This window comes from Parabacteroides sp. AF39-10AC (genome assembly GCF_003635405.1).
Classification (GTDB): Bacteria; Bacteroidota; Bacteroidia; order Bacteroidales; family Tannerellaceae; genus Parabacteroides; species Parabacteroides distasonis.
On sequence record NZ_QTLP01000004.1, the window covers coordinates 189,888 to 206,867 of the forward strand.

The following is a 16,980-nucleotide window of genomic DNA, read 5'->3' on the forward strand; positions in this document are numbered from 1 at the left end:
ATGGTTTTAATGCCATTCCCCTTTTTCTTGTTGGTTACCGTTTATTCTGTACGATATTCGGGTTTGCGTCGATCTCGCTTTGCGGAATCGGGAGTGCTACCCGGGGATCGGAAGCGTTGATCACCTGTGCGTCGGTAGGTAATTGCGGCAAATGCCAACCGCCCTTGCGGATTACCGGAATATTGTTACGCATGTAATCAAAGAACGCATGTCCTTCGCCAACCAATTCTTTGCGGCGTTCTTTAAGGATTCTCTCTAGGGAAAGCTCGGAGTCGCTAACGGATTTATTGGGGTTGGCTCGGCTTACGATTTGATTCAGGTAGCCTAACGCCTCGCTACGTTTTCCTAGCTTGAAAGCCGCCTCGGCCGCATTTAAGTATATCTCGGACAGACGGATGATGCATAGGTCATTGTCTTGCGGATTGCCGGTCAATACATCTCCTGTTTTTCCGGGATACTTCGTCAGATATTTAGGATGTCCGGTCGAACCAGTTGGAAGGATATCCTCGTCCGGTTTTTGAGGTAAGCGGCATAAGGCATGGCGAACATCATCCGGGTCTTCACCCAGTAAATCCAAGAAATCTTTCGTCAAGACCAAATTGTTCCAATCTTTCACGTTATCGGCATATACCATGGGAGCGCCTTCTCCGCCACTACCGCCGGAAGGCTCGGTAAGCGTAAAGTAGAACTCGAACAGGGATTCGGAATTGAAGTCTTTTCCCCATACGGAGGTATACTCATCGTGCGTGAACAAGGTATAAAGACCTCCGTTATTGATTACTTCTTGAGCGTATTTAAGGGCGTTCTCGTTGTCGTTCATATATAAATAGATACGAGATAAAAGTGCTTTCACGCTCCATACATTTTGGTGACCGTCGGATTTGGTTGTAACAAGGTTGGGTAAGGCTTCGGTCAGGTCTTTGATCACTTGGTTGTAGCATTCGGCTACCGTGTTGCGAGACGGTTGGTGAGTCGGCAACTCCGTCTTGATCTCGATGGGCACACCCAAGGACGCCCCATTATCCAGTGTATAAGGCATGCCAAAGAGGCGGGTTAAATCGAATAAGGCCAAGCCACGCATAGCCAACGCCTCTGCTTTTATACGGGCGATTTCTTGCGTGTCGGAGGTTTGGACGCTACCGTTGTCTATTTTCTCGATTAAGCTGTTCGCTTGATGAATCACGATATAGGGTTGGTTCCATACTCTCGTGATATTAAAAGCGTCGTCGGCGGCTACGTTGAACAGATAGTACGGAGATACACGTCTGCCGGGACCTTTGTCAATACGAGCTTGTACGTCTTCGCCACGGCAGTCGGCATAATAGAGGTAGTTGTCTCCATAATAACTATGCTCGGATGCTATGCGATAGATTCCATTTAATGCGGTTTTAGCGTCTTCCAGTGACTGAATAGCGTTATCGCTGGTTACGGAAGTGGAGGGATCCAGATCCAGCCAATCTCCGGAACAAGCCGTGAATAAGAAAGGAAGAGCGCTTACGATATATTTAATTGACCATTTCATTGTATTTCTTTTTTATCGAATGAATTGTTGTGTTTAGAAATTAACTTCCACGCCGAAGCTAAAGGTTCGCATGGGCGGTGTCTCGCAGAATACCTCGCCGGATACGGGCACTTCCGGATCATATTGCTTCCATTTCGCCCAAGTCAGCAAGTTGCTGCCGGAGAAATAGACACGGACTTTATCCAGCAAGACTTTATCGGTCCAGTTATGAGGCAGGGTAAACCCGAACGTCAGGTTCTTTAACCGCAAGTGATCCGTACTATGTACGAAGCGAGAGGAACCACCGCTCACTTTGTCGGAGCGTCCCAATACGAAACGGGGAATGTCGGTGATATCACCGGGCTTTTGCCAACGGTCTAACTCATAGATGGGCAGGTTGCGGTTTCCTTCGCTGGCTCCGTCTGTCTCGATATACGTACCGGTCTTGTCGAAAGAATAGCCGCCCAATGAATAAGAGAGCGTAAAGGCCAAGTCGAACCATTTATAAGAAAGGATATTGGTAAGGCCGCCGGATATCTTCGGATCTACTTGTTTATAAGGAACCGCTTGCGCCTCATTGACATCTTGGGTCAAGGTGCGGTCTAGATTGCCGTTCTCGTCTTCCGTATTTTTATAATACAGCGCATTTCCGCTCGAGGGATCTACCCCGGCGAATTCCTTTACATAGAATGTATTGAATGGCAATCCTATTTTCCGGATAAACCAACTACTTTCTACCACTTGATCGAGATTACCATCAAGGGCCACGATCTTATTCTTGTTATGTGTCAAGTTCAATACCGTAGTCCAATTAAAATCTGCGTTCGAGATATTCAAGGAACGAACCTCCAGCTCGACACCTTTATTGTTTAACTGCCCCAGATTACCCAGATAGTTCAGGAATCCGGTCGTGGCGCTGATCGGACGGTTGTAAAGCAAATCCTTGGTGTCACGATTGTAATACTCGAGCGTTACGAAGATGCGATCGATAAACGCGAGGTCTAGTCCGAGGTTCATATTATAGTTCTTCTCCCATTTTAGATTGGGATTGGCTTGTGTGCTTTCATACGAACCGGGGTTATCCATATAGTTCTTTCCGTAACTATATAAGCCCATATAACCGTAATAAGATCCCGGCTGATTACCGTTCACGCCATAAGAGGCACGGATCTTGACATCGCTCAACACCGGCTTTACGGCTTTCATGAAATCCTCGGCTCCCAGATGCCACATGCCTGAGACCGACCAGAAATTACCCCAGCGATGCTCCGGCGCCAATCGGGAACTACCATCCCGGCGGAAACTTCCGGCGATATAATACCGGTTGTCGTAATCATAATTCAAGCGGGTTAGATAAGAAAGCAACCGATAATCCTGTGTAGAGGATACGAAACTGTTTATAACGGCGGCATTGTCCGGCTCGAATAATTGGTCGGACGGCATCTTGCTTTTCTCACCGGCGGCTTTATCCGTCTGGAAACTTTCCGCCTCATAAGCGGCTAGTACATCCAGATGATGTTTGTTGGCGAATGTCCTCACGTAGTTCAACGAGGTAGAGGAGATCAATTTCCCGTATTCGATAAAACCTTTGGACGATTGGGCATCGCTACCGCTCTTGGGACCCGCCCCGCTTAATGCGTTGAAATAGCGGGCATCCTTCTGGATGCTATAATCATAGCTGAGTACTTCCTTTAATTTAAGTCCTTTGATAATCTCTACCGCACCGTGCGCCGTACCGAAGATACGGGTCATACGAACCCGGTTATAGTCGGTACGCATATCCCGCAAAGGATTTACGTTCGTTCCGGGATAGGTATTGGCGTAGGAACCATCCTCGTTAAATACCGGGTAGGAGGGAGGAGTGGCTACTGCCATGCAATAGAAAGGATTGATACTGGATGTACGTTCCTCGTTCATCTCTTGATTCACTTGCGAGAACATGAGGTTCGCTCCGGCCTCGCCTCGTTTGCCGATCTTTTGTTGCACGTTAAAGCGTCCGGAGTACCGTTCCATCGATGAGTTCTCCACCAGACCCTCTTGTTTTTGATAACCCAAGGAGCTGTAGACCGTCGTGTTCTCGGAGCCACCGGAAACGGAAGCCTCATAATTTTGATGTACGGCCTGTCTCATCAACACGTCTTTCCAATCGGTATAGCCTAAGGCGGGAACAGAGGTGTACGTCCCGATATTGGCGTTGGCGTACTCTTCCGGAGTCTGGGTGAAAGATGCGGGATCTTTGGCGATCTGGTCTTGCGCGTAATTAACCAAGCCTTCATAAAGTAGTTCCCGGCGTTGCTCTCCGTTGAGGGTCGGGCGGAAGTCTACCGCTGCGTCCGAGAATCCGGCGCTAGCGTTCAACGTGACCCGGGTACGTCCTTTCGATCCTTGTTTGGTCGTGATCAAGATAACACCGTTGGCCGCACGGGAACCGTAAAGGGAGGCGGCGGCAGCATCCTTTATAACCGTGATATTCTCGATATCGGAAGGATTGATCGTACTCATGATGTTGGTCTTGGCATTGTTCATGTAGGAGGCCTCCGAACCGCTTCCGGTACTTAGGTTTCCCGAGGTGACGGGAACTCCGTCTATCACAAACAAAGGTTCGTTCGATGCGTTGAACGAGCCCATACCACGGATGCGGATGGATGCGTTCGCTCCCGGTTGCCCGGAGCTTCCCGTGATATTGACACCGGAGGTCATGCCTTGTAGTTTCTGTTCTATGGAAACCACCGGCATCTCTTTCAGCAGGTCAGCCCGTAAAGTGTTGGCGGAACCGGTAAAGGAAGAACGTGAGAAGTTACCGTAACCGGTTACCACGACCTCATCGAGGTTCATCGCCTCCGGTTGTAAAGCCACGTTTAAGATACCGTTTTTCGGGATAGGTACTTGGGTCTGCTTCATGCCGATGTAATCGACAATAATGAATTTGGCGTCAGGATCAACTTCCAGCGTGAAATGCCCGTCGAGATCGGTCTCCGCTCCCGACAGGCTCCCTTTTACGATAACGGTCGCTCCGATCAGAGGCTCCTTGTCCTCTTGGGAAATCACCGTTCCTTCGATCTGTCTTTTTTGGGCATACGCTACCCCGGGCAATAGAAGTAGACATAGGAATAGTATGCCCCATGTTTTTACATTTCTCATCTCTTTTTGTTTAAAACGTCTTATTAATACCTATACTAACTAAAGGATTATCTGAAAAAGGCGTGCCAGATGTGATAAATCCTGTAGGTTTCTTTATAATTGTTTTCTTATGAGATTATTACGAAAAGCTTTGAATACGGGTGTGGAGGTGGCATTGTGTAATATTTCCTCATTTGATGTGCAATTTTTCTACACTACTTGTTATCTTTGTGAAAGATGATTTAATAGGATTCGTTTATGGACACAAGAAAGATTGAGGATGTTCCTTTCGAGGAAGTACATGAGATACAAAGATATGGGACTTATTTCTCGGAGAAGAGTTTCTGGAAGAAGATAGAGCGGGTAGCGAAGAAAGTGGGGGCTACGGTATTGCGTCCTGTCTTCACGCTGTATTATATGTTGCAGGATGAAAAGGTGCCTCTTCAACATAAGGCTTATATAATCGGGGCTTTAGGGTACTTTATACTGCCTTTCGACTTGATCCCGGAGAGCGTGCTCCCCATTATCGGCTTCACGGACGATGTGGCGGTGATGACTTTCGTATTGAAAATGGTGAAGGATAGCATTACACCGGAGATCCGGAGAAAAGCGGATCAGAAAATACTGGATCTATTTCCTGATCCGGCTTGATAGGGTGTTATAGCAACGGGCGAATATCGGGAAGCTCCTCGCTTCCCTTTTTCATTTCCGGAAGGAGGATTAAGGGGATTTCCGGGAATTTGGCCTTTAGATACTCCAAGGTATTCGCCTCGATCAGCGGGTCGATGCTTGGATATTGGTTATAGACGATGGCTTTTACCTCGATGCCGTATCGCTCGCAGGCGTACAGGCTGAGCAAAGTATGATTGATACTTCCCAGCTTGCCGGACGTGACTAGTATCAAGGGATACGCCTGTTCCTTCACATAATCGATCGTAAGGGATTCCATGTCGTTCGGCACCATCAGTCCTCCGGCTCCTTCCAGTAATACATACTCGTAGGTCTCTCGCAATCGCCGGGTGGATTGGGTGATCGTGTCTAAATCGATACGTCTTCCATCTTTCGCCGCCGCCATATGGGGAGAGCAAGGATAGGTGAAGATATAAGGACAAGTCAACCCTCGTGTGTCCTCGTCGGTAAAGGGTATCCCTTGGATTTGGCGGTGTGCCTCTATATCCTCTGATACGTGCTCGCATCCGGTCTGTATCATCTTTTGGGTGATCACTTTCTTTCCGGCTTTCGCCAATGCCTTGGCGATCATTCCGGTGGCTACGGTCTTTCCGACGTTCGTGTCTATGCCGGAGATAAATAATACATTTTCTTTCGTTTGATGGCTCATTGTTCTGTTGTTTAAATAGTTGCTTGATTAATCTTTTGTCTCTATGGATATTACCCCTTGTCTCTAAGAGATTTATTCCTTTTCTTCTGTGCTATTGATCTTTTCACCCTTGTGAAAAGAACGTATCACCTAGGTGAAAAGATCGTTTCACCCTTGTGATACGATCATATCATATAGGTGAAAGGATCAATACCTCGGAAGAGGCGACCTACTTCACCTTTATCTTTTGACCACTAAGATATAGAGTGGACGGTAAGTTAATGTGACTCCACCATCCGCCGAGGGGAATCTCTCTTGATAATCCCAGCAGAAACGTTCCTGTTTTCCCCGTGTCCAGACGCGAGAGGCGTTGGCCGTGACACCCGTGTACTTTAGATGTCTCAGCACCTCCAGCGGATGCTGGAAGGTCAGGGCGATATTTCCTTCCTCTTCATGGACGATCCGGAAGTAGGTGGATAACCACTCCCTTAATTGTCCGGCGGTAGGATAGGTGAGCCCTTCTCCGGTCAGTTCCTTGATCTCGTGAAGGTTGTCCGGCGTGAAGGTGTTGAAAGCCAGTATGCCTCCGGGCGATAGGGTGGACGATAGCTTATGGAGGAAACGCGGAAGGTCTTTCATCCATTGCAGGGCGGAGGCCGAGGCAATCAAGTCGAACGTGCCGGGAAAAGCCAGTCGCTCGGCATCACCGGCCAAGAATAGAGGAGGGGCGGAAGGAAACAACTCCTCGATGGCGCTTTGCCAAGTCTCGCAAAGATCGTTGAGTACCCATTCCTCGATTTGGCATTCTTGTTTTAATAAACGGGTGAATCCGCCGCTTCCGCAACCGATTTCCAGCACCCTGCGGAAATGAGAGGAGGTGTATACGGTCAATAGCTGTACCAGATGGGCGCATATCCGTTTTTGGGCTTCCGCGTGATCGTCGTATGTATTCACCGCTTGGCTGAAACGCCGGCGGATCCGTTCTTGTTCGATTACTTCCATAATTCGTTCCATGATTGATAGTGGTAAAAAGGAAGATGAGGCGCCTTGATCTCTTGGATGGGGCAACGGCCTTGCCAGTAGTTCCGGAGGTTGGTTGCCGGGAATATCTTATCTTCGGTGGACAGGATGGCTTGATCCCAGAAGGCGGATATCCGCGGATCGGCTGATTCGAGCTTTTCCGGGAGGATCTGATTATATAGAGATTCCAGTTCCTCCTTGATCTCTTCCAGCGGACGTGGTGAGAGTTCCGAATAGCGATTGAATGTCTCCTTGTCTCCGCACATCCTGCGGTTAAAGCGACGCATGCCTTCCTCGCTGATTTGATGGAGGGTTCCCTCGAAAATCGCGGTCGGGATGCCTAGCGTATCGTGCATGGGAAAAGGGGTACCGTTCAGGGCGGTCGCCGTGGTAAAGGATCGGTGGCCTGCCCAGAGCCGGGTGGCTACCCATACGCCTAGAGACCAAGCGACCAGATGTACCTCTTTATAGGGGGCGAATGTCTCTTCGAATGCGAGCGTCCTGTAATCGTAGGCAATCCATAGGTCTGTCTGCTCCGGTACTTCCAGATGGCGGAAAAGCTCCGGCGAGGTGGACCAGCCGGCGAGACAGAGGATCAGACTAGGGGATCGCTTATTTATTATCTTATCTATATACATACTATCAATTCAATTTATATACATACTATCTATCCAGTTCTCTATCAGTCGGTGGGAGACGGGGCACGCCCCGTCTCTACAATCAGTTGATGCATATTTTTTATCGTGAGGTTTGCCGTAAGGGAGAAGCGGATACGGGAGGTACCTTTGGGCACTGTCGGCGGGCGAACGGGGAGGCAGTAGAAGCCTTTTCGTTGTAGCTCTTCCGCTTTCCGTACGCAATCCTCGCTCTCTCCCACAATGAAAGGGATGATGTGGCTTTGGCTGATCTCGCCTCCTTTGCCCGTTAAAGCCTCCGCCAGCAATCGGCTATACGCTAGAAGATTCTCCCGTTCCTTCGTGAACGAGGGGAGTTGCTCCCAGATGAAGGAAGTCCATGCGATTTGGAACGGTGGCAGGGCCGTACTGAATATGAGCGGTCGCATCGTATTGACCAGATATTCCCGTATCGTACGGGAACAAACCAAATAGGCCCCCATAGACGCTAACGCCTTGCCGAAAGTACCGACCAATAGATCGATCTCTTGGATACAGCCTTGCTCCTCAGCGATACCTAGCCCCGTCTTTCCACGGGCTCCGATGGCATGAGCCTCGTCTACGTACAATAGGATATTGGGATATTGCCTTTTGATAGCTATCAGGCGGTTTAAGTCCGCTACATCCCCGTCCATGCTGAAAATGCTTTCGGTCAAGATGATGATCGTCTCGTATTGACAGGCGTTCTTTTGTACGAGGCGTTCCAGTTGGTCATAGTCGTTGTGGCGGTAACGGAGGAATGGGGAACCACTCAGCAAGATGCCATCGATGATGCTGGCGTGCACCAGCTTGTCGGCGAGTAATAAGGTCTGTTTATCGGTTAAGGCCGGGAGGATTCCGGTGTTGGCATGATAGCCACTATTGAAGATCAATGCGGCTTCCCGGTCGAAGGAGCGGGCGATCTGTTTCTCCAGTTTCGTATAGACGGAGAAATTACCCGTCAGCAAGCGGGATGATGAGGAGGAGTAGGGATAGAAGCGGTCTTGTGTGGATGCTTGAAACTCCTCTTGTAAATCCTGCCGGCTGGCTAATCCAAGATAATCGTTGGAAGAGAGATTCAGCATACGCATTCCCTCTTTTAATATCCATATTCCTTGATGCTCGACTTCCGGTAGGTGCCTAAGATTCCCGGAGGCTCGTAAAGCCGTAAGTTGCTCGTTATATGATTTCATATATCTATATATTACCCGGTTGTAGATATGTTAATTATGCGTTAATACTCTCAATAATCCGGAGGTTAGTCTGGATAGTTCATACGTGGAGATAACGAAAGGAGGCATGAGATAAACCAGCCGTCCGAATGGACGTACCCATATCCCTTCCTCTACGAATCGACGTTGCAATACCGCCATATCCACCGGATGCTTCATCTCGATCACCCCGATCGCCCCCAATACCCGTACCTCAGCGACTTCAGGCAGTTTGGCGGCTGGCGCTAACTCCGCCCGCAATTGTTCCTCTATAAGCTTCACTTTCTCCTGCCAATGACTGGCGATCAATAAAGAGATCGAGGCCGAAGCGATAGCGCATGCCAAGGGATTTCCCATAAACGTAGGTCCATGCATAAAGCATCCCGCCTCGCCGGAACAGATCGTGTCGGCTATCGGCTTTGTCGTGATCGTGGCGGAAAGCGTAAGATAACCTCCCGTCAATGCCTTTCCGATACACATGATATCGGGTTCGACTCCCGCATGTTCCCATGCGAACAACTTTCCGGTACGTCCGAAGCCTGTCGCTATCTCGTCGAATATCAATAAGACGTTATACCGCTCGCAAAGTTCCCGGGCACGAATGAGGAAAGTGGGGGAGTAGAAATACATACCTCCTGCCCCCTGTACGACCGGTTCCAAGATCAAGGCGGCGATCTCGTCGGCATGCCGCTCTAGTAAATCCCGCAAGGGAGCCATGGCCTCCTCTCTCCATTCCTCGCCGAATCGGACCGAAGGTTGAGGTATGAAGTATTGGATGGGTAGGCTTCCGGAGAAGATCCCATGCATACCTGTCACCGGATCGCATACCGACATGGCGTGCCAAGTATCCCCGTGATAACCGCTACGGATCGTGGCGAAGGTATGTTTTCCCGGTATGCCTTTGGACTGCCAGTATTGGATCGCCATCTTTAAGGCTACCTCCACGGCGACCGAGCCGCTATCCGCTAGGAATATCTTTTCTAGGGAAGGGGGCAATAGCGGTAGTAATTTAGCGGCCAACTCGACAGCCGGCTCGTGCGTGAATCCCCCGAACATGATATGGCTCATCTTATCCAGTTGGGTTTTAGCCGCCGCGTTAAGTACCGGATGGTTGTATCCGTGGACTGCCGCCCACCAAGAAGACATTCCGTCTATTAGCTCCCTGCCGTCCGCAAGGGTTATCGTTACGCCCTCCGCTTTGGATACCAGATAGACGGGAAGTGGATCGATGGTCGAGGTGTAGGGATGCCATAGATGATCCCGGTCGTATTGTAAAAGTTCGGTTGTTGTCATTTTTCCCAATCGGTGTTTTCGGTGAGTGAATAGCCTTCGGAGGTAAATAAGACTTTGTCTTCCTCTACCTTGCTTCCGATAGTCGTTAATAAGTCTCCGATGATCGCAGAGTTAATCCCTATATATAGGGATTTCCGTTGCGTGGCCTCGCTTAATTGTGCCCGTCCGCCGGAGAAACGGAGAAATGCGTTCGGATTGATCAAGCGGAAAAGGGCGATCGTTGTTAGCCATTCCTCTTCTTCTAGGATCTGTGTATTCTCCATAGGAGTTCCCGGTATCGGCTGTAATAAATTGAGAGGGATGGATAAGATACCTTCTTTTTGTAAGAAACAAGCCATCTCGATTCGCTCCTCCATCGTCTCGCCCATGCCGATAATACCACCGCAGCAGATGCGGAAACCGATTTCCCGGGCGGTATGGATGGTTTCCATCTTCTGCTCGATCGTATGCGTGGAACAAAGTTGACGGAAATAGGAAGGGGCGGTCTCGATATTGCAGTGATAATTCTCCACTCCGCTATCGTAAAGCGATTGGAGTTGGGAGCGGGTTAGCAATCCCATGGAGGCACAGCATTTAATATCGCTTTGCCGCTTGATTTGCCGGATCGTATCGGTGATCTGTTCCAATTCTTTATCCGATACTCGCTTACCGCTAGTCACCAAGGCAAAACGCCGGATGCCCTGTTTCCGGTTATATACCGCATGATAGACACATTCCTTGGCCGGAAGCAAAGGATATAAGTTTACGAGGGTCTTGTAATGTCCCGATTGTGCGCACCATTTACAATCCTCGCTGCAATTACCGCTTTTGGCGTTGATGATGGAACAAGTGTCGAACTTATTCCCCATAAAATGGCGGGTGATTTGGTGGGCGGCCTCGTAAAGCGCCTCTTTGTCCGGGTGATTCGCCAAGCTTAAAGCCTGTTCCTCAGTAATCTTCCCACCCTCTAGGATGTACTGCTTTGCTTCTTCTATTGTCATTTTCTCTCATTTAATAATTCCGTGTATATATATACCCAGTTGTAGAGACGGGGCACGCCCCGTCTCTACAACCGGATGGAAATAAGAAAGGCGGGAAGTATTCTTTCGGATACTTCCCGCCTTTACTATATTATATAATGTATAGTGAGCTACACGATGAGCCGGATGAGCGATCTCATTTGATACCGATACCGGGAGTAATGCCGTAAACAGTCCATGCGATACCGCGAGGCTCCGTTTGTTCTCCTCGGTATTCTCCCTCTCCTCGTCATCCTCTTCGAAAAATCCGTCCGTGAACGTACCGATACCGGTATGTAAAGACTGGTTCTTTTTCTCGAAGCGATCGGCTACAGAAAAGGATAATTGTCCGATCGTAACAGCCCTCTGTACACTGATGAAAGCCGCATACGCCTTCCGGCTCCATCTTCTGAAACGGAGTGCCTGCGAACGATATGTATACGACTTTCTCATCCTCTAATTTTCAATTGTCAAGCCACTTTATCCAGTTTCTTCATGATAGAGAACATGAACAACGCGGACAGTAAACAAAGAACGATCAACACGCTCCATACCATCCATAACTGCATGCCTCCCCACAAATAGCCGATGATAGCGACCAGATAGTTACCGATAGCCGTAGCCACGAACCACCCCCCCATCATCATACCTTTGTATTTAGGAGGAGCCACTTTGGATACGAAAGAGATACCCATCGGAGAAAGCAATAATTCGGCGAAGGTCAATACCAGATAAGTTGAGATCAACCAGTTCGGAGAAACCAATACCTGCAATTTGCTATCCGCCGCTAAAGCGTCCGGTGTAGGCAAGCCCATAGAACCGATCGCCAAGATCAAGAAACCGCAAGCGGCGATCATCATACCCAATCCGATCTTACGAGGAGCGGACGGCTCTTTCTTCTTATTAGCCAGATAACCAAAGATCGCCAACGATACCGGAGTCAATACAACCACGAAGAACGGGTTAAATTGCTGGAAGGTCTGCGGAAGGATCGTTACGGTTTCCGGCAGAGCCATATATTTGATACCTAGAGCGGCTAATGCGGCCACGGTCACGATGCTGGCGATCGTCTTACCTTTGCTCGTTGTGGATTGTGCGATAGCGAATCCCCCATACACGGCGATAACCAATAATGTTAAGTTAATCACATCAAAGCCGATACGATCCAGTCCGGTCACTTGGTTGGCCGTATAGTCGCGAGCAAAGAACGTCATTGTCAGACCATTTTGATGGAAAGCCATCCAGAAGAACAATACCACGGCGAATACCAGCAGCAAGGCGGTGATACGTTGTTTCGTCTCGGCAGGTGACAATTCCTCTTGCGGAGCGTGGGAAGCCTGTGCCTGTTTGGTGTTGACATCCGCATGCTTAAAGGTAGAGCGGAATCCCATATAGATAGCCATCGATATGATCAATGAGATACAAGCCACACCGAATCCATAGTTGTATGCCTCGGACAACTTCTCGATATACGTGGAACAGAACGTAGCCATATCGCCGGTGAAACCTTGTGCGCTTTGCAGAGCGGCGAGTGCCTCTTTGTTCTCTGCGGAGATGGTTCCGTTTAAGAATTGGTGAGCGAGTGCCGGAATTTGTGACTCGTAGAAAAGGTTATACTTACCCAACATCCAGTCTGTCATTTTCGTGGCAGCCGTAGGTGCGTACATGGCACCGATATTAATCGCCATATAAAACAAACTAAAGGCTTGGTCACGTTTACTTCTATATTCCGGGGCATCATAAAGATTACCTACCATCACTTGTAAGTTACCTTTAAATAATCCGGTACCGCAAGCGATTAGCGCTAGCGAGCCGAACATCATGATTTTTCCCGAGGCGGCATCTGTTGGGATGGCTAATAAAAGATAACCGACAAACATGATGATGATACCCGAGGTAACCATCTTTCCATAACCGAACTTATCGGCCATCATACCGCCAATCAATGGCATAAAATACACGAACGCTAAGAAGCTAGCGAAAATCGTTGATGTCTCAGCGGCCGTATAGCCGAATTTCGCTTGCAAGAATAATGTGAAAATCGCAAGCATCGTGTAATAACCGAAGCGTTCGCCCGTGTTCGCGAGTGCTAGGGCATAGAGACCTTTAGGTTGTCCTTGTAACATGTGTTTTAGATAATATTAGTTTATACTTATTGAATAATTTGCTTTATGGCGCCGGTTTCCGGATAGAAAAGAACCTTGACAGGGGCTTTCTTATCCTCAAACATAACAGGGGCTAATCCTTCCCGTGTTCCGAATTGAGTGATTTGGGCCTCTCCTTTGTAGAGTGTTTTTTTGTTCATTAGTATTTCTATGCTGGCTTTTCCCGGAACATTGTAGACGATTCCTTTCAATGATTTGTCTTTCTTCTCGGCTTCCTTGGCATCAAGGATCGGAGCTCTTTCTGTCGCTTTCAAGTTCATATAGACAGGGGTACCGCCCAAATCGTCAGCGTCTACGATACCTAGCTGCTTGGAGAAACGGAACAATACTTCTTTGTCTAGGTTGTCGTGGGGGATGATACTTACCTCATAATGCTCGGTTTCTTTGGTCAAGATTCCGGTGAATAGGTTTGTTAATGCTTTTTCTTGCTCCTCCAATTGCTGGATCACCAGTTTCATGGCTTCACCATCGGGAGGTAAATTATCCGCCTCGCCGGTCAAGATGTTCAAACGGCTTTCCCGGATACGGTAAATTTGTTTAGCGGCCACCTCCGCTTGTTTGGCGGTGGAGCCTGCCATTAGTAATTCCTCTGAGAAAACGGAAGCGTCTGTCACTTTTTGTTGGGAGCCTTTATTTTTCTTTGCGGCATCTAGCTCGGATTCAACTGGTGTATATTCTGCGTTTATCGAGCATAATAATCCATCTTCGGTAAGATAAGCGTAAGGGGCGACCGTACCTTGTTTGAATTCTACGATATAGGTATTATCCGCATCGGGTAATCCCCGGTTGATCAGACTGATTTTTCCGAGATCGAAATAAACCTTGTCTTCCGTGACCGCATCCTTTACGCCTAGATACTTCTCTGCATATTGATAGTAAGGCCCGGCTTTGCAAGTTACTTTCGTCACTTCGGCGTCTACGACTAGCGAGGTCTTGGGCAACGAGTAGGTGATTCCGAAATTATTGGCTTTTACGGCGTTCTTTTTTACCACCTTGGTTTGTGCCATAAGCGGCATTCCGAGGAGTAAACTAGCTATAATGATTATATTCTTCATATCCCAGTTTATTTTAATTCTGTATATTATTGCGCAAAACTAGGAAATATTTTGCTTAAAACCAATTGGAAGTATTCTTATTGCATGAAAATCCCGGACAACATTAAGAATTTCTAGATTCGCATTGTTCGGGATTCTGAGGATGTCCGGGGGAGAAAGCTTAAAATAGCACGTCTATATAGATCGGCAGGTGATCGGACGACTGGATATCGATCACTTGGTCGTTGATAATCCTAAATTCATGCTTTAGGTCGCCGAAGATATAATCTAAACGCAAACGGGGATGATCCGAGGGGTAGGTCTCTAACGTAGGGTCGGATAAGAGCCTCCACGTTTGTTTCATCGCCTTGAATTCCTTAGAGTCTGGCTCCATGTTGAAGTCTCCGGTGATCAGGATTGGTTTGTTTTCGCTTTTCATCGTCTCATTGATGAGTCGTATAGAGGCCAGGCGAGAGTCTGGGTCGAGCGAGAAATGTGTGTTACACAAGGTATAGTTCGGATATTCGAGACAAAGGAAGGTACGTGGCTCTTCCTTTCCCGGCAGGGGTATGTATTGGTAGCTGCGAGGTTTCTTGCGGGAGAGTGCGGCGATTCCGTATAATCCCTTAGAACGTTCTGTGGCGGGTGCGAAGATTGGATACATGCCGGTCAACCGTGCCAATTCTGCATATTGGTTGATCCATCCAGAGCGTTCGCATACACTGTCCACCTCTTGTAGCCCGACATAGTCCGGCTGGATCTTGTTGATCACTTCAGCGATTCGCTTCAAATTGGTCTGTTGGTCCATACCGATCCCGATGCGGATGTTGTAGCTCATGATTCTTAACGATTGTCGTGTCTTGCATAGGCCACTTCCCAAATTTAGGAGGGCGATGGTTAGGAGAAATAAGATTCGTTTCATGGATTTCTAAGGTATTTCGTGAATAGAAACCCCCGCAGACAACAAGAAGGACTATCTGCGGGGGGCTACAGTTATAAAAATTGAAGATTAATAATTATCGTTCTGTGTTAATGCGCCTCCTACATAGTCGATCTCGCTTTGTGGAATCGGGTAGGGGTATGTCTTATCGGTGACGAGTGTCCCGGCACCGGAATACTTGCCCTCATCAGTCTTGCCGAATTTCTGCATCGTAGATACGAAGGTGCCCCAGCGAATTAAGTCGTAGAAGCGTAATCCCTCGCCTGCAAGTTCGATACGGCGTTCGTGGCGAACGGCGGCACGCAGATCATCGGAAGCTTTCACTTTATACTTAGCGTTGAAAGTATCCTCGGTCACTCGATCGCTCTCCTTGAGATTGAACTTACGGTATTTTGCGTAGCTATCTGTCAAGGAGGTTGTCACGAAGGCACGGTAACGTACTTGGTTGATCAGGTCCGCCGCCAGTTGTTTGTCGCCACCCGTCTCGATCAGGCATTCAGCGTACATCAGCAATACATCGGCATAGCGGATGTGATAGTGGGTCCAATCCGTGTTCAATAAATCGTTTAGTGGCCGTCTGGAGAAGTCTGGATACTGCTTGCGGCTGTGTTGCTGTGGGAAATTGTCGTAGCCGGAATAGTCGTGTACCTCTTCGGAACCATCGTTCTTGACGAATATATCGCCGGATGACAATACCGTGTGTACCAAGCGTGGATCGCCTACCTCATATTCGTCTACCAAATCCTTCGTCGGACACTCGCCGCCCCATCCGCCGGCAATACCGCGACCGACATTCATTTGTGGACAAACGCTACCGCTAGTGTAGCTAGGAATGTAAGAGCGCAGGGTGATGAAGACGGACTCTTTTGACATATAGCCCTCTGTGGCGTTATTGAATAGCTTCTCGTAGTCATCTGCTAATTCATAGCTTCCGGATTCGACAACTGCCTTCAGGTCTTTCAGAGCCTCTCCGTAGTTGCCGTAGAACATCAATACCCTAGCACGGAAAGCCATGGCGGCCTCTTTGGTGATTCGTCCAATCTCGCTGGTTGGAAGGCTTTTTGCATTAGGTAGATTAGGTTCGGCAATTGCGGTGTTCAGGTCTTTCAGGATAAAGTTCATGACCTCCTCCTTGCTGGATTTCGTGATCGTACTTTTGTCGACGACTTCCAGGGGCTTGTCAAGTAGTGGAATATTCTGGAAGATTGTAGCTAGGTCGTAGTAATAGAACGCACGCATGAATTGAGCCTCTGCGATCCATCGCTGTTTGGTTTCTGTGCTGACCAAGCCTCCGGCATCATCGATCAATTCTGATTCAGGTGTGATTAGCGATAGGAATACGTTGCAGGCTGAGATCGCTGTTTGGTAGCGATGAGTCCAAAGGTCGGACAAGACTTGATTAGTCGCCATTGGTGTTCCGCGGGCGATTTCCGTGATACGAACGCGGTCTCCTGCATCAGAGCCGCCTTTGGAGCAGTCGTCGCTCAATTGATCTCCCAAGACAAATTTCATGTCCTGATAGTTCCAGCTATCCTGTAAGGGCTGATAGCAATTGACCAAAAGTTTGTAGCCGGCATCCTTGGTACTCAGATAAGTTACCTCATCCAATGTTCCCAATGGCGGGCGGTCTAGAAAGTCGCTGTTACAGCTTGTCGTAAGGGCACCGACGCATGCGATCGATACAAGTAATTTCCCTATGTTAACTATAGATTTCATAATAATTCATT

14 protein-coding genes are annotated in these 16,980 nt (G+C 48.4%); 1 reads left to right on the forward strand and 13 read right to left on the reverse strand.

What is annotated here, in order from left to right:
• Positions 1-34: 34 nt before the first annotated feature.
• Complete coding sequence (locus tag DW033_RS05395; protein ID WP_057326685.1) at positions 35-1,522, reverse strand: RagB/SusD family nutrient uptake outer membrane protein; 1,488 nt, start codon at positions 1,520-1,522, stop codon at positions 35-37.
• Positions 1,523-1,555: 33 nt separating this feature from the next.
• Positions 1,556-4,642: a TonB-dependent receptor gene (locus DW033_RS05400; protein ID WP_057326686.1), complete on the reverse strand. Its 3,087-nt coding sequence runs from the start codon at positions 4,640-4,642 to the stop codon at positions 1,556-1,558.
• Positions 4,643-4,879: 237 nt separating this feature from the next.
• Between DW033_RS05400 and DW033_RS05405 the strand changes: the two genes are divergently transcribed.
• Complete coding sequence (locus DW033_RS05405; protein WP_005854762.1) at positions 4,880-5,272, forward strand: YkvA family protein; 393 nt, start codon at positions 4,880-4,882, stop codon at positions 5,270-5,272.
• Between the two features lie 7 nt (positions 5,273-5,279).
• On the opposite strand, the gene bioD is transcribed toward DW033_RS05405, so the two are convergent.
• The 11 genes from bioD to DW033_RS05460 all read right to left on the reverse strand — a co-directional run bounded on the left by bioD (position 5,280) and on the right by DW033_RS05460 (position 16,969).
• Positions 5,280-5,960, reverse strand: a complete 681-nt coding sequence (bioD, locus tag DW033_RS05410) for a dethiobiotin synthase (RefSeq protein WP_005864849.1) — start codon at positions 5,958-5,960, stop codon at positions 5,280-5,282.
• A 219-nt stretch (positions 5,961-6,179) separates the two neighbouring features.
• Entirely contained in the window at positions 6,180-6,941 is a 762-nt protein-coding gene (gene bioC / locus DW033_RS05415) for a malonyl-ACP O-methyltransferase BioC (RefSeq protein ID WP_122382520.1), read from the reverse strand.
• Positions 6,932-7,597, reverse strand: coding sequence for a DUF452 family protein (locus DW033_RS05420; RefSeq protein ID WP_121961165.1), 666 nt, complete (start codon positions 7,595-7,597; stop codon positions 6,932-6,934). Before DW033_RS05420 ends, bioC begins: the two co-directional genes overlap by 10 nt.
• Before the next feature lie 44 nt (positions 7,598-7,641).
• Positions 7,642-8,805 carry an 8-amino-7-oxononanoate synthase gene (locus DW033_RS05425; RefSeq protein WP_121961166.1) on the reverse strand — a complete coding sequence of 388 codons (1,164 nt, stop codon included), beginning with the start codon at positions 8,803-8,805 and terminating at the stop codon, positions 7,642-7,644.
• Positions 8,806-8,835: 30 nt separating this feature from the next.
• A complete protein-coding gene (bioA, locus tag DW033_RS05430; protein WP_122144807.1) occupies positions 8,836-10,116 on the reverse strand; it encodes an adenosylmethionine--8-amino-7-oxononanoate transaminase in 1,281 nt (426 codons plus the stop codon).
• Entirely contained in the window at positions 10,113-11,096 is a 984-nt protein-coding gene (bioB, locus tag DW033_RS05435; RefSeq protein WP_005864860.1) for a biotin synthase BioB, read from the reverse strand. The genes bioA and bioB overlap by 4 nt, the downstream gene beginning before the upstream one ends.
• 6 nt (positions 11,097-11,102) lie before the next feature.
• Positions 11,103-11,567 carry a hypothetical protein gene (locus DW033_RS05440; RefSeq protein ID WP_122382521.1) on the reverse strand — a complete coding sequence of 155 codons (465 nt, stop codon included), beginning with the start codon at positions 11,565-11,567 and terminating at the stop codon, positions 11,103-11,105.
• A 17-nt stretch (positions 11,568-11,584) separates the two neighbouring features.
• On the reverse strand, positions 11,585-13,240 hold the full coding sequence (locus DW033_RS05445; protein WP_048927647.1) for a peptide MFS transporter: 1,656 nt from the start codon (positions 13,238-13,240) through the stop codon (positions 11,585-11,587).
• 26 nt (positions 13,241-13,266) lie between these two features.
• A complete protein-coding gene (locus DW033_RS05450) occupies positions 13,267-14,334 on the reverse strand; it encodes a DUF4831 family protein (protein WP_005854780.1) in 1,068 nt (355 codons plus the stop codon).
• Between the two features lie 160 nt (positions 14,335-14,494).
• Positions 14,495-15,235 (reverse strand): endonuclease/exonuclease/phosphatase family protein, encoded by a 741-nt coding sequence (locus tag DW033_RS05455; RefSeq protein WP_121961169.1) that lies wholly within the window; start codon positions 15,233-15,235, stop codon positions 14,495-14,497.
• Positions 15,236-15,322: 87 nt separating this feature from the next.
• Positions 15,323-16,969 carry a RagB/SusD family nutrient uptake outer membrane protein gene (locus tag DW033_RS05460; RefSeq protein ID WP_122382522.1) on the reverse strand — a complete coding sequence of 549 codons (1,647 nt, stop codon included), beginning with the start codon at positions 16,967-16,969 and terminating at the stop codon, positions 15,323-15,325.
• Between the last annotated feature and the right edge of the window lie 11 nt (positions 16,970-16,980).

What these genes read in the sequence shown, in the direction of transcription:
- DW033_RS05450 (WP_005854780.1), bottom strand. Translation starts at nt 14,334, where the DNA reads ATGAAGAATATAATCATTATAGCTAGTTTACTCCTCGGAATGCCGCTT.
- DW033_RS05400 (WP_057326686.1), bottom strand. Translation starts at nt 4,642, where the DNA reads ATGAGAAATGTAAAAACATGGGGCATACTATTCCTATGTCTACTTCTA.
- DW033_RS05395 (WP_057326685.1), bottom strand. Translation starts at nt 1,522, where the DNA reads ATGAAATGGTCAATTAAATATATCGTAAGCGCTCTTCCTTTCTTATTC.
- DW033_RS05425 (WP_121961166.1), bottom strand. Translation starts at nt 8,805, where the DNA reads ATGAAATCATATAACGAGCAACTTACGGCTTTACGAGCCTCCGGGAAT.
- DW033_RS05445 (WP_048927647.1), bottom strand. Translation starts at nt 13,240, where the DNA reads ATGTTACAAGGACAACCTAAAGGTCTCTATGCCCTAGCACTCGCGAAC.
- bioC (WP_122382520.1), bottom strand. Translation starts at nt 6,941, where the DNA reads ATGGAAGTAATCGAACAAGAACGGATCCGCCGGCGTTTCAGCCAAGCG.
- DW033_RS05460 (WP_122382522.1), bottom strand. Translation starts at nt 16,969, where the DNA reads ATGAAATCTATAGTTAACATAGGGAAATTACTTGTATCGATCGCATGC.
- DW033_RS05455 (WP_121961169.1), bottom strand. Translation starts at nt 15,235, where the DNA reads ATGAAACGAATCTTATTTCTCCTAACCATCGCCCTCCTAAATTTGGGA.
- bioB (WP_005864860.1), bottom strand. Translation starts at nt 11,096, where the DNA reads ATGACAATAGAAGAAGCAAAGCAGTACATCCTAGAGGGTGGGAAGATT.
- DW033_RS05440 (WP_122382521.1), bottom strand. Translation starts at nt 11,567, where the DNA reads ATGAGAAAGTCGTATACATATCGTTCGCAGGCACTCCGTTTCAGAAGA.
- bioD (WP_005864849.1), bottom strand. Translation starts at nt 5,960, where the DNA reads ATGAGCCATCAAACGAAAGAAAATGTATTATTTATCTCCGGCATAGAC.
- bioA (WP_122144807.1), bottom strand. Translation starts at nt 10,116, where the DNA reads ATGACAACAACCGAACTTTTACAATACGACCGGGATCATCTATGGCAT.
- DW033_RS05405 (WP_005854762.1), top strand. Translation starts at nt 4,880, where the DNA reads ATGGACACAAGAAAGATTGAGGATGTTCCTTTCGAGGAAGTACATGAG.
- DW033_RS05420 (WP_121961165.1), bottom strand. Translation starts at nt 7,597, where the DNA reads ATGTATATAGATAAGATAATAAATAAGCGATCCCCTAGTCTGATCCTC.